Raw genomic sequence first — 15,598 nt, 5'->3', positions numbered from 1 at the left:
TCCGCTGAAGGCGGTTCGGTCAAGCCCGGCACGTTTGAAGGGAGTCTAGTCCCGGCTTCGGCGGGATTTCCAACGTGTCTCTCAGACCAATCTATAGGACCAGATAATTGCAGCGGCCGGGAGGTTTTGTGGAGGACAGACGCGGCTTTCATTGGGCCTGGGTGATTCTGGCCACCTGTTTTGTGAACCTGTTTATCAACTACTCGGTCCGTCTCGGCTACGGGGTGGTGCTGCCGGAAATGATCCGGGACCTGGGTTTCAGCCGGACGGCCGGAGGTTCGATCTACAATTCCTACCTGTTCGCCTATATTGCCGTGACTCCTTTGACCGGCTACCTGACGGACCGGATCGGGGCGCGCATGGTCATAACGGCCTGCGCCTTCATTCTGGGAGTGGGCGTGCTGCTGATGGGAACCACCGACACCCTGTGGACCTCCTGCCTGTTTTTCGCCATCGTGGGACTGGGGGCCACGGGTATGTGGGCGTCCGTCATCACGGTGGTTCAGCGATGGTTCGTTCCCGCTCGGAGGGGATTGGCGCTGGGCATCCTTTCCACGGGCTACGGTCTCGGATTCGCCACTCTGGGGGCGGTCTTCCCCTCGATCGTGCTGCATTTCAACTGGAGGTACGCCTGGTACTTTTTGGGAGCCGCGGCCCTGGTCATGGTTGTCGTAAACTTCCTGCTCTTGAGAAACGATCCCGAATCCGCCGGATACAAACCCTGGGGAAAACCGGACGACACGGTTGCCGGCAAAGCGGGCCCTCCGGCACGGACCAAGATATCTCTGGTATCCGAGGTGTTCAATCAGAGGACGTTCTGGTTGATCGGCGCCTCCTATTTCTGCATTTCCTATGGCCTATACGGCATTACCACCTTTATGGTGGATTACGCCAAATACGAAATGGGCATGCCTCTCGAGAAAGCGAGCCTGCTGGCGACCATTCACGGCGTCTGCCAAGTGGCGGGCGTTCTGACGGTGTTGCCGTTGTCCGACGTTCTCGGGCGTAAGAAGACCATTTTCCTTTCGAACTCCGTCATCACCGCCTTGCTGGTAGGCGTGTTGTTCGTCGGGCATTCCTGGAGCCTGTTGTTTCTGTTGGTGGCTATGGCAGGAATGTTCTACGGCGTGACCTTTCCCATGTATGGTGCATGCGCGGGAGACTATTATCCCAAACAAGTCATCGGTACCGTGGTGGGAGCCTGGACGCCGTTCTACGGCCTGGGAGCCATAGTAGTGCACTGGGTCAGCGGGTTGTTACGGGATGCGACCGGCAGTTACCAACAGGCGTTCGCCATCAACGCGGTCATGGCCGCCGTGGGGCTGCTTCTGATCTCCAGGGTCCCTAATGCGCCCTTAGCCGCGGCTCGGGAAAAGTGATGCCTCGAATCGGCCCTTTCGGGGGGCGGGTAGATAGAGGTGTGTGTGGGATCGCCGAGCGCGGGGAATTCTTTAAGTTCGCCTGAGACGGACCGTTCGAACTCGCTTCCCAGGTCTTTCGAGTTTGCTTCGGGCGCACGGCCGTTGCGACCGTTTAGGGGGGCGGCCTGACCCTGAAGGCGAGTACGAATCGATTTCCCGTCTTTTTCCGGAGACGTCAAAGATGATGGATGAGCGCACCTGCGAGCAACTCAATCAAAAGGTCAGAGACCTTGAAGAGGCTCTGAGGGAATCGGAAGAAAAATACCGCGTCATTATCGAGGGCATCGAGGATGGATATTATGAGGTGGACCTGGCCGGTAATCTGACCTTTTTCAGTGATTCCATCTGTAACATCTGGGGATACGCCCACGAAGAACTGATGGGTATGAACTACAGGAAATTCACGGTCGAGAAAGACGCCGAAGCCGTTTATCGCACGTTCAACGGCGTGTATACCACCGGAAGGCCGACCAAAGCGTATGCGTGGGAAATCATTCGGAAAGACGGCGAGGCAAGAGAGGTCGAGCTTTCCGTGTCCCTGACCAGGGATCCGGAAGGAAAACCGGTGGGTTTTCGAGGCATCGCCCGGGACGTAACCGAGCGCAAGCGGGCTGAAGATGAACTGAGGAGGCATCGCCATCATCTCGAGGAAATGGTGACGGATCGCACGGCGGAGCTGCAAAAAACCAACGAACAACTCAAACGGGAAATCGCCGAGCGGAAACAGGTCGAGGAAAGTCTCCTCGCGGAAAAGCATTTCTCGGAGTCCGTCATTAACAGTCTGCCGGGCGCTTTCTATGTATTCGACGAAAATGGAAGGTTCCTGAAATGGAACAAGAACTTTGAAGAAGTCACCGGTTACGGCGCCGGCGATCTTTCGACCATGTCCTCCCTGGATTTTTTCGAAGGGGAGGACCGGCAGAGAGTGGCCGGCAGAATTCGAGAGGTGTTCGTTCGCGGCAGCGCTTTTGTGGAAGCCCACATGAGATCCAAAGACGGTAAGAAAACCCCCTTCGTGTTCTCGGGTGTTCGCATACGCCTGGACGGCAACACCTATCTCGTGGGCATGGGAATGGACATCACTCAACGCAAGCGAGCCGAGGAGGCCTTGCGCGAATCCGAGAAAGAACTTCGGATACTCTCCACGCAACTGCTCACCGCCCAGGAAAACGAGCGCAGGCGTGTGGCGCAGGAGCTTCACGACGGTATCGGACAGGCGTTGACCGCCATCAAGTTCAGCATGGAGAACACTCTCGCGAACATGCAAAAGACCGCTTCTTCACCTAATATTGAACTGCTCAAGTCACTTATACCCGTGATTCAGCGGGCCATTGATGAAGGGCGCCGGATTTCCATGGACTTGCGGCCGTCCACCCTGGACGATCTCGGAATCCTGGCCACCATCGCCTGGTTCTGCAGGGAATTTCAGAGAATCTATTCCGGCATAAGCATTGAACGGGAGATCCGGCTGGAAGAGGGTGACGTACCGGAAGCGTTGAAAACGGTCATATACAGAGTCTTGCAGGAAGCGTTGAACAATGCCGCCAAACACAGCCGGGCGAGCCGGGTGCGCCTCTACCTGGGTATGGAGAAGGATACCATCGACCTGGTGATCGAGGACAATGGAACCGGGTTTGACCTGGAGAGCGTGATGACTTCGGACAGCCGCACGAGGGGATTCGGCCTGGCTAGCATGAGGGAACGGACGGAGCTGTCCGGCGGATCGTTTTCCATCGAGACCGGCGCGCCCGAGGGAACCGTCATCCGGGCGGCATGGCCCGGGGTATGAAATGTTTCAGTGGTTCATGGAGCACCTGGGGAACCCTTTTGCAAAAGAGTTCCCCAAAACCCCTCCCACAACCTCTTGGGCAGTAGTCATTCCGCGATCTCCGCGGTGTGAATGACAAACCTCCCTCATGCGGCAATTCAAACAAGGGAACCGCTCTACTTCCGGATGAGGCCTTTCTCGATGGCGAAGGACGTCACCGCCGAAATGCTGTGGAGGTCTAGCTTTTTCATCAGGTTGGCTCGGTGTTTTTCGGCTGTTTTGATGCTGATGCACAGAACGTCTGCGATCTCCCTGTTCTTGTAACCTTCCGCCACGAGTTTCAGAATTTCTCGTTCCCTCGCGGTCAGGGTATCCCAGGATGTTTCTGTTTTCAGTGTCTTTTTCCCCTCGAGATATCCGTCGATGACCAGGTCGGAAACCCCCGGACTGAGATAGCGTTTTCCGCTCAGCACGGTTCTAACGGCCATTTCCAGTTCATTCCGCGTGGCGTCCTTGAGCAGGTATCCGCCGGTGCCGGCATCGAGGGTGGCGAGTATGTACTCTTCGTTCTTATGCACCGTGAGCACCAGAATCCGGGTTTCGGGACACCGGCTCCGAATCTCTTTGATGGCCTCGATCCCGTGCATTCTGGGCATGGACAGATCCAGAAGGATCAGATCCGGATGCAGTTCTTCGACTTTTCGGACCGCATCGAGGCCGTCTTCCGCTTCACCGACTACTTCAAAGTCCGGATGCGATGACAGTAAGGCTTGGAGTCCTTCCCTCAAAATCGTAGTGTCTTCGGCTATGACGATTCGGTAGGCATGCTTCATGAGAGCGGACCTTTTAGCAGTATTGGGGCGGCCGCCATAGAAAACCGCGAAAAACTACGGTGTTTCCTCTAAATAAATACGAAGTTCCCCCACTATACTAGTAAGCGCGCGTCCGGTAAAGTGTGCACCATACACGTAACGGGTGCAAGGCGAAAAAGGGGACTTCCCCCGGAGCGATGGAACTCCCGCTCAATGCCCGAGCCTGCCACATAACCCCCGGTTTCTTCTCGATGGGAGAAACGCCATGTTCACCACGTTGATCGTGGAGGACAATCTTTCCTTTCGTCAGTCGTTACGGACCATGTTATCCGAACGGTTCCCGGAAATGAACGTCGCCGAGGCGGGAGATGCGAAAGAGGCTCTCGAACGGATCGAGGCCCCGCTTCCGGACCTCGTGTTTATGGACATTCGCCTGCCGGGAGGCAACGGTCTCGAGCTGACCGGAAAGATCAAACAGAACCATTCCCGAACAACCGTCATCATACTGACCAGTTACGATTTGCCCGAATACAGGGAAGCCGCCCGCGAGTATGGAGCGGACTTTTTTATAGTCAAAGATTCGACATCCTTGGAGGAGATCCGCGTCCTCGTGGAATCCGTTTCCACGAATCGTGCGAAGTTCTGAACAGGAACATCCTTCGACATAACCGGAAATGCATCTTTAACTCGAAAGGAGGAGATCCCGTGCCGACCATCGATGATTTCGTTCGTCCGAAGGAATGGGTGTCGGATTTTGTTTCCGATTTGGGGAAAGTCCTTAGACGATGGGGAGAGGAGAGGTACGTTCCCATCAGGCAGCAGGTGGACGAGGATTGGAGGGAGCACAAACTGATCGAACCGATGCTCAAAGAAGTGCTGGTGGATCTGGGACTCAACGCCGCCTTTTTCCCGGCGGAAGCCGGGGGCACGGACATGCCCGAGCCGGTGACCCTGGTCACCGTGATATGCGAGGAGTTGGCGCGCATAGACTCGGGTTTCTGCACCGCGTGCATCTGCTCGGTGTGGGGATTGATGCCCATCCTGTTGAAGCCTCACCGCAACATGGAGTTGTCCGTCGAGTTCGGAAAGAAGTTCTGTGGGGACGAGTTGTACATGGGTTGCCACGCCATGACCGAGCCCTCGAGTGGAGCCGATATCGAGAACATCGGCCGCATGCGTGGAAAGACGATCCAGACCACGGCAACCCTTGACGGCGACGAGTGGGTGATCAACGGTCACAAGTTGTGGCCGTCCAATTCGGGCAAGACCGGAGATCTCTTCTCCGTGGTCTGCACGACGAAAAGAGGATCTACGGATCCCAACGACTTTGCCCTGATCATGGTTCCGGCGGACGCGGAAGGAGTTTCCGTGGGCGGTCCGTATCAGAAATGCGGGATGAACGCGGACATGAACACGGACATCTGGTTCGAGAACGTGCGTGTGCCAAAAAGGTACAGAGCTCACGGGCCCGGTGATGACCTCAAATACTGGAAGCGGGCCATTTCTCTTGGAAATGTGGGTTCGGCAGCCATGTGCGTGGGGATCATGAAAGCCGCGTATGAGATCATCAAGAAATGGACGTCCGAGCGGGTGATCGGAGGAAAGCCGCTGAAAGAACATAGCATGGTGGCGGAGATGCTGTGCGATGTGGCCATGAGCATCGAGTCCACCTCCTCGTGGATGTGGGCCTATGCCAGAGAGATGGACAACCCGGATATCTACGGCTGGCAGCCCTGGGACGAGCGATTTCTGCTCAAAAGCCGGGGCCTGGCCCTGCATGCCAACAATGCGGTCGAACGGGTCTGCAGCCGGGTGATGGATTATATGGGTTCGTACGGTTACTCGAGAGAGTTTGATATCGAGAAACACTGGCGCGATCAGAAAGTCATCGGCATCTGGATGGGCGGAAAGGGTCTTAAAACCCTCGAAAATGCCCGCTACTGGTTTGATCTGGAGACGCTTTAGCCCGGGGCATTCAGGAAATCTTTCGCCGGCGCCGAGCCGGATGGAAAGATTTCGCTTTAACCAAGAACGAACAGGAGGAAACGATCATGCCGTTGTATCCGTCTCAAGAATGGTGCGAGGCCTGGAAGGACGCGCTCAACAACGACCCTGCGGTTCAGGAGACCGGGAAAAACTGGGGCGTGGGTTTTAACGGGAACTTCGTTTTCGAGGTGCAGCCCGGAGGAGGGCTCGACAAGACGCATTATGTCTACTTGGAGGCGTCGGCCGGCAAGTGTTCGGAAGCCGTCATGCTCGATGACCCTTCAACCAAGAATCCGGGCTTCTATGTCATCGGATCGTATGCGAACTTCAAGCCCGTGGTAAAGGGTGAAAAAGACTTCATCGAGGGCGTGGTGAAAGGCCTTTTCAAACTGAAAGGAGACATGTCCAAAATCATGCGGAACGCCAAATTCATTCGAGCCGTAGCCAATTCCATCAGCTCCTTCGAGAATACGTATCTGGGTGAATAGACATTCTGCTCAAGCTCGCCGAGCGTTTGCACGATCTCTGTCATGGCCGGCCGGTGGTAACCTCAGCCGGCTGTGCCGGACGGCGCCCGCAACGCCACGGGCCTGGCGGATGGAGGGAGGGGATTCATGGGGCATCTCGTTGGCAAGGATCTGTATCGGCGGCTCGGCAGGAAGATAGACAACCTGCACGTCAGAGCGCCCTGGAATGAAACCTTCTACCAGCTCATCAAGGAGCTTTACTCGGCCGAGGAGGCCGAAGTCGTAGTCAAGATGCCCTATCTGCTCTCGAATCTCGACCGGATAGCGAACATCACCAAAGTGGAACCGTCACGCCTTCGGACGATCTTGGAAAACCTGTGTGAAAAGGGTCTCGTGATGGATGCGTATCTCGATGACGAGACCCGGTACATGCCCTCCCCTCTGTTCGTGGGAATCTTCGAGTTCACCATGATGAGGACGGACGGAAACGTGGATTTCAGCCATATCGGTCCCCTCTTCCATCAATACATGGAAGAAGGCGCGCCCTACAGGGCGAACTTCTCCGATGGCTCGAAGACGTCCATAGCCCGCACCGTGCCTCACGAAGAAGCACTTGGTGACCACGTGGAAATCCTGGACTACGAGCGCGTGGCGTCCCTCATCGATGAGACGGACCAATACGCGGTAGGCATCTGCTCCTGCCGGCATAAACAGGAACATGCAGGCGAAAGGCAATGCGACGCGCCCTTGGACACGTGCACCACCTTTGGCTGGGCGGCGGATTACATGGTGAGGCGCGGCCTGTGCCGCCGCATTTCAAAGACGGAAATGCAGGAGATTTTCGCCCGATCCAGGGAACTGGGACTGATCTTCTCGGCGGACAATGTGCAGAAGAGGATCACCTTCGTCTGCCATTGTTGCGGCTGTTGCTGCGGCATCATGGCGGGGCTTAACAAACACGGCCTCACCTCGACCACCGTGACCTCGAGTTTTATTGCCCAGGTGGATGAGGAAAAGTGCGCAGGCTGCAAACAATGCTTGAAAGCGTGCCATGTGAACGCCATCGAAATGGCCCCGGTGGAATCCGCCGATACCAATGGAAAAAAGAAATCAAAAGCGGTTATCGACGAATCCATCTGCCTCGGTTGCGGGGTGTGCGCCTTGAAGTGCAGCACGGGAGCCCTCAAACTCGTTAAAAGGGAGGCGAGGGTCATTCACCCGGAAACCACGTTCCATCGTGTCATTCTGCAATGCCTCGAGCGAGGCACCCTCCAGAACCAAATATTCGACAATCCGGAAAGCATCACGCAAGATGTTCTGCGCTATATTGTCGGTGCATTTTTCAAACTTTCGCCCGTCAAAAAGGCGCTCATGAGTGACGCGTTGAGATCGGCTTTCCTGAGTGTCATGGGTTCCGGAGTAAAGGTGTTGGGAAAAGGATACATCCACGAGCTTTAGAAAAGCAGCGCTTGGAGAGAATGCCATGACGGAAGTCCAAGTCATAGGAGAGGACCTGAACGGTCTGGGCTGGACGCTGAAATCCCTGATCGATCAGAACATCCGGAACGCCAAGGTGTGGGATACCGTCAGGAAGATCCGCGGAACGTTGGTCGTGAGAGAGACGAGCGCGGACGTGATGTCCACGGTGATTTTCGACAAAGGCGCCCTGAGTATCCGGGACGGCGCCGTGGATAAGCCCTCGGCCTACCTGGCCGGAAGTTTCGACGAACTATCCGAGGTGACTGCAGGCGAGATCGGTCCGGTCAAGGCCTTGCTCACGGGCAAAATCAAGGCCCGAGGGAATTTGCTTAAGCTGCTGAAGATGGCCAAGGCGATTATCATCTGTGACTAGGCGTAGCCCGGACCACTCATGAACTCTTTCGCCGCGCTCTGCAAAAGACGACCGGAGAAGCGGTCGTCTTGAGTCCGTCGGGAGCCGTTCAGCAGGGGGGCGATCGAGCCTGAACAGGGGCGGATTTCAACCCTGAGTTCCATGGAAGGGCTGAGGCATGGTCCGGCCCCCGGAACGGGTGCGGCTTGAGATGGATGCGCGAGGAAAGAAGGCTCCGCGTAGCGCCAAGGCGGCGCGGACGTGTAGCGTCACTCAACGTTTACAACCGATCGGCAAAGGTGATGGGAAATGAACGGATTTATGGGAAAGATCCTCAGAGTCAACCTTTCGGACGGGGCCGTTTCGGACGAACCGTTGCCCCCCGAGGACGCCCGAATGTTTCTGGGCGGCAGCGGACTCGCCTCGAAATACTTGTTCGATGAGGTGGCTGCAGGGGTGGACCCGTTGGGACCCGGAAACAAACTGATCTACATGACCGGACCGCTGACCGGCACCATTTCGCCCAGTTCGGGCAGATTCAGCGCGGTGGCCAAATCGCCTCTCAGCGGATTCTGGGGCTCGGCCAATTCCGGCGGGCGATGGGGCCTCGATCTCAAGAAGAGCGGCTACGATGGAATCATCTTCGAGGGTGCGGCTCCCGGACCGGTTTATCTGGTTATTGATGACGGACATGCGGAACTGAAGGACGGGGTCCAACTTTGGGGCAAGGGGGTTGCCGAGACCACCGCCGTACTGAAGAACGAACTGGGAAAACCGTTCAATGTTTCTTGCATTGGCGTTGCCGGAGAGAAGCTCGTGCGGTACGCCGCGATTATGAACGATGTACACCGTGCTCTGGGCCGGTGCGGTCTGGGAGCGGTGATGGGCTCGAAAAACCTTAAGGCCGTGGCTGTGGGCGGAAATCAGAAGATCCGGGTGGCCGACAAGGACGCGTTTGACGAAGCGGCCAAAGCCGCCGCCAATTTCGTGAACGAGAGTCTGCTGAAAATGACCCTCGAGGTCTACGGAACCGACATGGTGCTGGATCTGGTGAACGTGAAAGGCGGTCTCCCCACGCGTAACTGGCAGTCCGGCTTCTGCTCCTACACCGACAACATCAACGGCCCTGCCATCAACGAGAAGATCCTGAAAGGACGCTCCGCGTGTTTCGGTTGCCCAATAGCCTGCGGGCGGCTGTCGGAGGTGTCTTCCGGGAGATTCGCCTGCAAAGGCGAGGGTCCCGAATACGAGAGTGTGGGAGCATTCGGACCCATGTGCGACGTTAGTGACCTCGAGGCCATCACCTTTGCGCATCTGTTGTGCAACGACTACGGTTTGGACACCATCTCCACGGGCAGCACCATAGCCTTTGCCATGGAATGCTTTGAAAAAGGCATACTCACTAAAGAAGATATGGACGGAGAGGCGCTCACGTTCGGCGACGCCGACGCCATGACCCGGTTGGTGCACAAGATCGCCAAAAGAGAAGGCATCGGCGATCTTCTGGCTGAAGGTACGAGGAAAGTGTCCGCAAAACTGGGCAAGGGCAGCCAAACCTTCGCCATGCAGGTCAAGGGTTTGGAACTGCCGGCCTACGATTGCCGGGCCACCAAAATCACGGGTCTGGGTTTTGCCACGGCCAACAGGGGCGGCGATCACATCACCGCCTACGTCCAAGGGCCCACCTTCCTGGATATTCCTTTTCTCATAGTGGAAGAAAGCACCATCGAGGATCCCCTGGTGGAAAATCCGGCCGAAGCCAAAGTGGTCAAGGGTCTCGAGGACGCCTTGACGGTGTTCGACTCCGTGGGTGCATGCAAGTTCATGGGCATGGCCCTCATGGCCGAGGACGTGGCGCCCGTGATTGCCGGTGCTACGGGATGGGAGTTCGAAGTAGCGGATTTCAGGCAAGCCGGGGAACGGATTTTCAACCTGGCCCGGTGTTTCAACGTGCGGGAAGGCTGCACGAGGGCGGACGATACTTTGCCCGAGCGATTGCTGAAAGAGCCTCTGTCCGATGGACCGGCCGCGGGTCTCGTGGTGGATCTGGCCCCGCTTTTGGACGCCTACTATGAGGCGAGGGGATGGGACAAGACCACGGGAAAGCCCAGCAAAGAAAAGTTGGAGGAGCTGGGTCTGGGAGGTCTGACGTACACCCTCGGGATGGACGGATGAACATGAGCGTTTATAGCGAGAAACCATGGACCAAGAGCTACAAGTTGGGTCCTTTCGATATCGCCCGGACCATGGCGCCGTATCCGAAGGTTCCCTTGTTCCAGTATCTGGATGAATCCGCCCGGCGCTTTCCCGGGCGCCCGGCGTGTCTGTATTTAGGAAGAACGCTGACTTACCGAGAGCTGAAGCAGCTCGTGGACCGGTTTGCATCAGCCCTCAAAAGCCTCGGAGTGGAAAAAGGCCACAGGGTGGCCACCATTCTTCCCACCTCTCCCCAATTCGTTATCAGCGACTATGCCATACAGAAGACCGGAGGCGTGCACGTGCCGTGCAGCCTGTTGCACAAGCAGAGAGACCTTGTGTACGAAATCGGGGAGTCGGAAGCGGAAACCATCATCTGCCTGGACCGTTCCCTGGATCTGGTGAAATCGGTCCGGCCCGAAACAAAACTGAAAACGCTCATCACGACGAACTTGCATGATTTTTCCTCGAACGAACCTGACCTTGTGGAAACTTCAGGCGCCTGCTCGATGCGAGATCTCATTGCAGCATCCGACCCTGAACCGCCCCGGGTGGACATCGATCCCATCGAGGATCTGGCATCATTGGTGTTCACCGGTGGAGCCACCGGAAAACCCAAAGGCGTTATGCTCACTCACTTCAACCTGGTGTCCAATACGGTTCAGTCCCTGCCCTGGGTGATGGGGCCCCTTCAGGAAGGCATCAAAGGCAAGTCATCCATCCTGATCGGCATTCCCACGTTTCACGCGTATGGACATTGGGCCGTGCGGGCAGCCGTTCATTGGGGCCTCCAGATGATCCTGCTGCCCGATCCGAGAGACACGGACGCCATTGTTCAGTACTTGAAAAAGAACCGGCCTTTTATGGCGCCGTTGGTGCCCACCCAATACATGCGGCTCATCGAGAAGAACATCGGCCGCACGAACACCACGTTTGCATCCGGCGCGGCGCCGCTGCCCCCGGAGGTGACCAGGAAGTTCAAAAAGGTTACGGGTATGCCCATCACCGAGGCTTACGGCCTCACGGAGACAGGGCCCCTGACGCACTTCAACCTGTCGAGTTTCGCCAAGGTGACGGGGTTCATGCCCTTTGAAAAGACCGGGTCCATCGGTGTGCCCGTGGTGGATACGGACGTGAGGGTAGTGGATCCGGTGACCGGATTAGACGCGCCCATCGGAGAAGTGGGCGAACTGTATGTCCGCGGTCCGCAACTGATGAAAGGATACTGGCCCGAACCCGGCTTGGGTCTGAAGGACGGCTGGCTTGCGACGGGAGACCTGTGCCGCATGGATGAAGACGGCTATTTCTTCCTGGTGGATAGGAACAAGGACATGATCAACGTGTCCGGGCACAAGGTCTATTCCACCACGGTGGATGAGGTGCTTTTCGAACATCCGGACGTGGCTTCGGCCGTGTGCATCGGAGTTCCCGATCCCGAACGGCCGGGCAGCGAGCGGGTGAAGGCTTTCGTGGTTCTCAAAAAGGATCGGCAAGGCGGGATCACGGCCCAGGACCTGATCGCCTACTGCAAAGAAAAGCTGGCGGCCTACGCGGCGCCCGGAGAAGTGGAGTTCCGGGAGGCATTGCCTCTGACCGTGACGGAAAAGCTGTTCAAAAAGCAATTGCGGGACGAGGAAATTCGCAAACAACAAGATCAGGGGAAATAATACGGATTCGTGAAGAATTCAGAATGGAGGCAGGCATGAACGCATTGGATGAACTGATGAGGTTGCCCGATCGAAAGGAAAATCCGTACCTCAGAGAGTGGAAAGAGGATGGAGGCCGGGTTGTGGGTTTCGCATGCGGCTATGTGCCGGAAGAGATCATCCACGCCGCCGGCCTGTTCCCGTACCGGATGGAGGCCAGGGGCGCCACGGAAACCGGATTGGCCGACATCTACATGCACCGTTTCAACTGCACGTTCTCGAGATGCCTGCTGCAAACCGGCCTTTCCGGCGAGTACGACTTCCTCGACGGGTTCTGCCTGCTCAACGGCTGCGAACAGATCCGACGCCTGTACGAAATCTGGGAAAAACACCTGCGCACCGACTACCTGTACATGGTGACCGTCCCCCATTCTCTGAACAATGCCGGGTTGGAGTGGTACGAAGAAGAGATCCATAATTTCAAGGAACATCTGACGCACAATTTCGGAGTGCGATGTTCCAGCGCGGATCTGACGAACTCCATCAGAGTCTACAATGAAAGCAGACGCCTCATCGACGAACTGTACGAACTCAGAAAAGCCGAAGCCGTTCCCACGGACGCGCTGAAGATTCTGCTCGCGGCAGGCATCATGCCCAGGGAGAAGTTCAACGAACTGCTTCGCGAGGCTCTCGATGAAGTTCGGCAACGGGCGGGCGTTACGGACTACAAGGCCCGGCTCATGATCGGAGGCTCGGCCCTGGACGACGCGGCCCTGATCGGTATTGTCGAAGGTTTGGGAGGAATGGTGGTCACGGATTCCTTGTGTTTCGGATCCCGGCACTTCATGAACCCGGTGGCGGAGGACGGAGACCCCGTGAAAGCCCTTGCCGACCGATATTATTACCACAACCCGTGCCCGCGCATGCTGGGCGAGTTCAAGAGCAGGGAGCGGTTCACCGAAGAGCTGGCCCGGGGAGCCGACGTGGACGGTCTCCTGCTTCAGAAAATCGTCTTCTGTGACAACCATGCGGTGGAAAGCACCATGCTGGCCGAGGATCTCGAGCCCAAAGGCATACCGACCCTGATTCTGGAGAGGGAATACATGCTGTCGGACGTCGGGAGGCTGAAAACCAGGATCGAGGCCTTTTTGGAAAGAATCGCCAGGAGGTAATCAAGATGACCGACAGAAAAGACAGGACCATATTCGATACTTGGAAGCTCACCGGAGAGCTGGCGAAGTTCATTCTGGGCCAGGAAGGCCTCACCTCATTGGACGACTGGGGCGGGAAAGAGGTCGTTCGCGAGATTCTGCCCGAGGACTACCAGACGAATTTCGACAAGGTTCAGACGGATCTGGTAAACACGATTCTCAAGGACAAGAACCGCGGCAGCGCGTTCGCCTTCGTGGACAATATCATGAAATATGTGGACTGGGCCAATGCCCGGCTGGACGAGGGAAAGCCGGCCTGCTACCACTACTTCCCCATCAGCGTGGAAATCATGCTGGCCCTGGACGTGGTGCCCATCTGCTACGAAGTGGTCTGCGGCCTTACCTCGGCTCTCTACACGGACGGCGCGGAAGAGGGCGTGGACCGAATCGAAGCCGAAGGCTATCCGGACCATCTTTGCTCGACCCAAAAAGGTACGGCCGGCTTTCTCCTGATGGGCGTGGTTCCCCACCCGGACCTCCTCATCAAGACGGCTACACCCTGCGACGCGAGCAACCGGCTTTACGAATGGACGTCCCACAAGTTCGACACCCCTCTGGTGGTCGTCGAGACGCCGTACTATCGTAACGAACGCGGCCAGAAGTACATGCTCGGGGAAATCAAGCGGATGATCGAACAACTCGAGAAGCTGACCGGGAACACATTGGACGAAGACAAGCTGCGGGAGTACATCGGCTACGGCAACCAGGCCATGGAATACATCTTGAAAACCCAGGAGCTGAAAAAGAGGAGGCCTTGCCCGGATACGGGGTGGCACCGCCCGGCGGACACCATTTTCATGACGCAGATCGGAACGCCCATGGGAGCGGCCTATTTCAAGGCGCTGTACGAGGACGTCAAAGCCAGGGCGGACCGGGGAGAAGGCGTGATTCCGGAAGGCAAGAAGGAACGCAGGGTCACCTATGGATACACCTGGGAATGCTACGACCTGCCCTTTTTCGACTGGTTGGAGGAAGAACACGGCGTGAGCTACATCACGGATACGCTCACGTATTTCCCTCCGGACGTGGGGCTGGTGGACACCACCAGCATGGACACCATACTCGAGGGACTCGCCTGGAGAACCATGCAGATGCCCATGGGCCGGCAGACCATGGGCTTTTCCGACATATGGATCAACGATTTCGTCCATGTGGTCAAGAACTTTAAGGCGGACGCCCTGATCCTGGGCGGCCACATGGCGTGTAAGCATTTCTGGGCTCTCAACAAGCTTCTGAGCGACAAAGTCAAAGAAGAAACAGGCGTGCCCACGTTGCGATTCGAAATGGATATGTTCGACAAGAGGTTTACTCCTCCGGCCGAACTGAGACGTATTATGAACGAGTTCTTCACCACGCTTTGATGCGCTTCCTTTTTATGCAGGCCTTGCGTTTTCTTTCGGTGATAGGGAGGTCTGCCGGAGGTAGAGAACAAACACCATGATATCATTTCCGGAGAACATGCATGATCAGTCTGGGTTGTGACATTGGAGCCATTGCCACCAAAACCGTAATCCTAAAGGGCGACCGTTTGGCCGCTTTTGACGTCACGCTCAACGACGGAAAACTCGCCGACGCCGCGCGAAGATCGGTCCTGAGCGTTCTGGGCCAAGCCGGTCTCGATTTAGAGGAAATCCCGCATTTCGGAGGTACGGGCTGGGGAGAAAAGTATATTTCGTTTCCGCACAGCGTCGAAAGCTCCATCCGCTGTCTGGCTCGTGGGGCCTATTGGAGCGTTCCGGCGGTTCGGACCGTGGTGGATATCGGAGGCCTGAGCACGACCATCATCAGCGTGGACGGGAAGAACGGGAAAGCGCGGGAATACCGGACCAACGACCGGTGCGCGTCCGGGACGGGGTTCTTTCTGGACCTGGCCGCTCAGGCCCTCGAGCTGAAAGTGGAAGAACTCGGCCCGGTTTCGCTCGCGGCCGGAGGCAGAGCCCATATAAGCGCCCAGTGCGCCGTGTTCGGTGAGAGCGAGATCGTCACCCACGTGAACGAAGGGGCCGAGCCCGCGGATATTGCCGCGGGCATCGTCTACTCGATTGGAACGAGCGTGGCCACCATGGTGCTCAGGCTGGGTGCGGAAAAGGAGATCGTCGCCACCGGAGGCGTGGCCAAGAATAAGGCCGTCATCAAAGCGCTGGAAGAAAAACTCGGACTCGAGACCGTGAAACTCGATGTGGATTCCCAAATCATAGGCGCCATCGGAGCGGCGCTGAACGCTCAGGCTCGAAACGCGGAATAGGGGACTGTGGATATG

Annotated in this window: 13 protein-coding genes; 12 read left to right on the top strand and 1 reads right to left on the bottom strand. The window is 56.9% G+C overall.

Features of this window, described 5'->3' with window-relative positions; genetic code table 11:
- Positions 1–128: 128 nt before the first annotated feature.
- Positions 129–1,379, top strand: coding sequence for an MFS transporter (locus HY788_10040; protein MBI4774502.1), 1,251 nt, complete (start codon positions 129–131; stop codon positions 1,377–1,379).
- A gap of 223 nt (positions 1,380–1,602) precedes the next feature.
- Complete coding sequence (locus HY788_10035; protein ID MBI4774501.1) at positions 1,603–3,210, top strand: PAS domain S-box protein; 1,608 nt, start codon at positions 1,603–1,605, stop codon at positions 3,208–3,210.
- 155 nt (positions 3,211–3,365) lie between these two features.
- Here HY788_10035 and HY788_10030 read toward each other — a convergent pair whose 3' ends face one another.
- Complete coding sequence (locus tag HY788_10030) at positions 3,366–4,022, bottom strand: response regulator transcription factor (protein ID MBI4774500.1); 657 nt, start codon at positions 4,020–4,022, stop codon at positions 3,366–3,368.
- Between the two features lie 244 nt (positions 4,023–4,266).
- Here HY788_10030 and HY788_10025 point away from each other — a divergent pair, with 244 nt between their 5' ends.
- The 10 genes from HY788_10025 (at position 4,267) to HY788_09980 (ending at position 15,583) form a co-directional block, all read left to right on the top strand.
- Positions 4,267–4,647: a response regulator transcription factor gene (locus HY788_10025; protein ID MBI4774499.1), complete on the top strand. Its 381-nt coding sequence runs from the start codon at positions 4,267–4,269 to the stop codon at positions 4,645–4,647.
- Between the two features lie 59 nt (positions 4,648–4,706).
- Entirely contained in the window at positions 4,707–5,966 is a 1,260-nt protein-coding gene (locus HY788_10020) for an acyl-CoA dehydrogenase family protein (GenBank protein ID MBI4774498.1), read from the top strand.
- An 86-nt stretch (positions 5,967–6,052) separates the two neighbouring features.
- Positions 6,053–6,475 carry an SCP2 sterol-binding domain-containing protein gene (locus HY788_10015; GenBank protein ID MBI4774497.1) on the top strand — a complete coding sequence of 141 codons (423 nt, stop codon included), beginning with the start codon at positions 6,053–6,055 and terminating at the stop codon, positions 6,473–6,475.
- A gap of 126 nt (positions 6,476–6,601) precedes the next feature.
- Positions 6,602–7,912 (top strand): 4Fe-4S dicluster domain-containing protein, encoded by a 1,311-nt coding sequence (locus HY788_10010; protein ID MBI4774496.1) that lies wholly within the window; start codon positions 6,602–6,604, stop codon positions 7,910–7,912.
- 25 nt (positions 7,913–7,937) lie between these two features.
- Complete coding sequence (locus HY788_10005; protein ID MBI4774495.1) at positions 7,938–8,306, top strand: SCP2 sterol-binding domain-containing protein; 369 nt, start codon at positions 7,938–7,940, stop codon at positions 8,304–8,306.
- A 288-nt stretch (positions 8,307–8,594) separates the two neighbouring features.
- Positions 8,595–10,460 (top strand): aldehyde ferredoxin oxidoreductase family protein, encoded by a 1,866-nt coding sequence (locus HY788_10000; GenBank protein MBI4774494.1) that lies wholly within the window; start codon positions 8,595–8,597, stop codon positions 10,458–10,460.
- A gap of 2 nt (positions 10,461–10,462) precedes the next feature.
- A complete protein-coding gene (locus HY788_09995) occupies positions 10,463–12,148 on the top strand; it encodes an AMP-binding protein (GenBank protein ID MBI4774493.1) in 1,686 nt (561 codons plus the stop codon).
- Between the two features lie 35 nt (positions 12,149–12,183).
- Positions 12,184–13,299 carry a 2-hydroxyacyl-CoA dehydratase gene (locus tag HY788_09990; protein MBI4774492.1) on the top strand — a complete coding sequence of 372 codons (1,116 nt, stop codon included), beginning with the start codon at positions 12,184–12,186 and terminating at the stop codon, positions 13,297–13,299.
- A gap of 5 nt (positions 13,300–13,304) precedes the next feature.
- Positions 13,305–14,699 carry a 2-hydroxyacyl-CoA dehydratase gene (locus HY788_09985; GenBank protein ID MBI4774491.1) on the top strand — a complete coding sequence of 465 codons (1,395 nt, stop codon included), beginning with the start codon at positions 13,305–13,307 and terminating at the stop codon, positions 14,697–14,699.
- Positions 14,700–14,800: 101 nt separating this feature from the next.
- Entirely contained in the window at positions 14,801–15,583 is a 783-nt protein-coding gene (locus tag HY788_09980; GenBank protein ID MBI4774490.1) for a 2-hydroxyglutaryl-CoA dehydratase, read from the top strand.
- Positions 15,584–15,598: the final 15 nt, after the last annotated feature.

Source organism: Deltaproteobacteria bacterium, assembly GCA_016208165.1.
Classification (GTDB): Bacteria; Desulfobacterota; Desulfarculia; order JACQYL01; family JACQYL01; genus JACQYL01.
The sequence above is the reverse complement of the archived record's forward strand: the minus strand, read 5'-3'. Positions and strand labels throughout refer to the sequence as shown.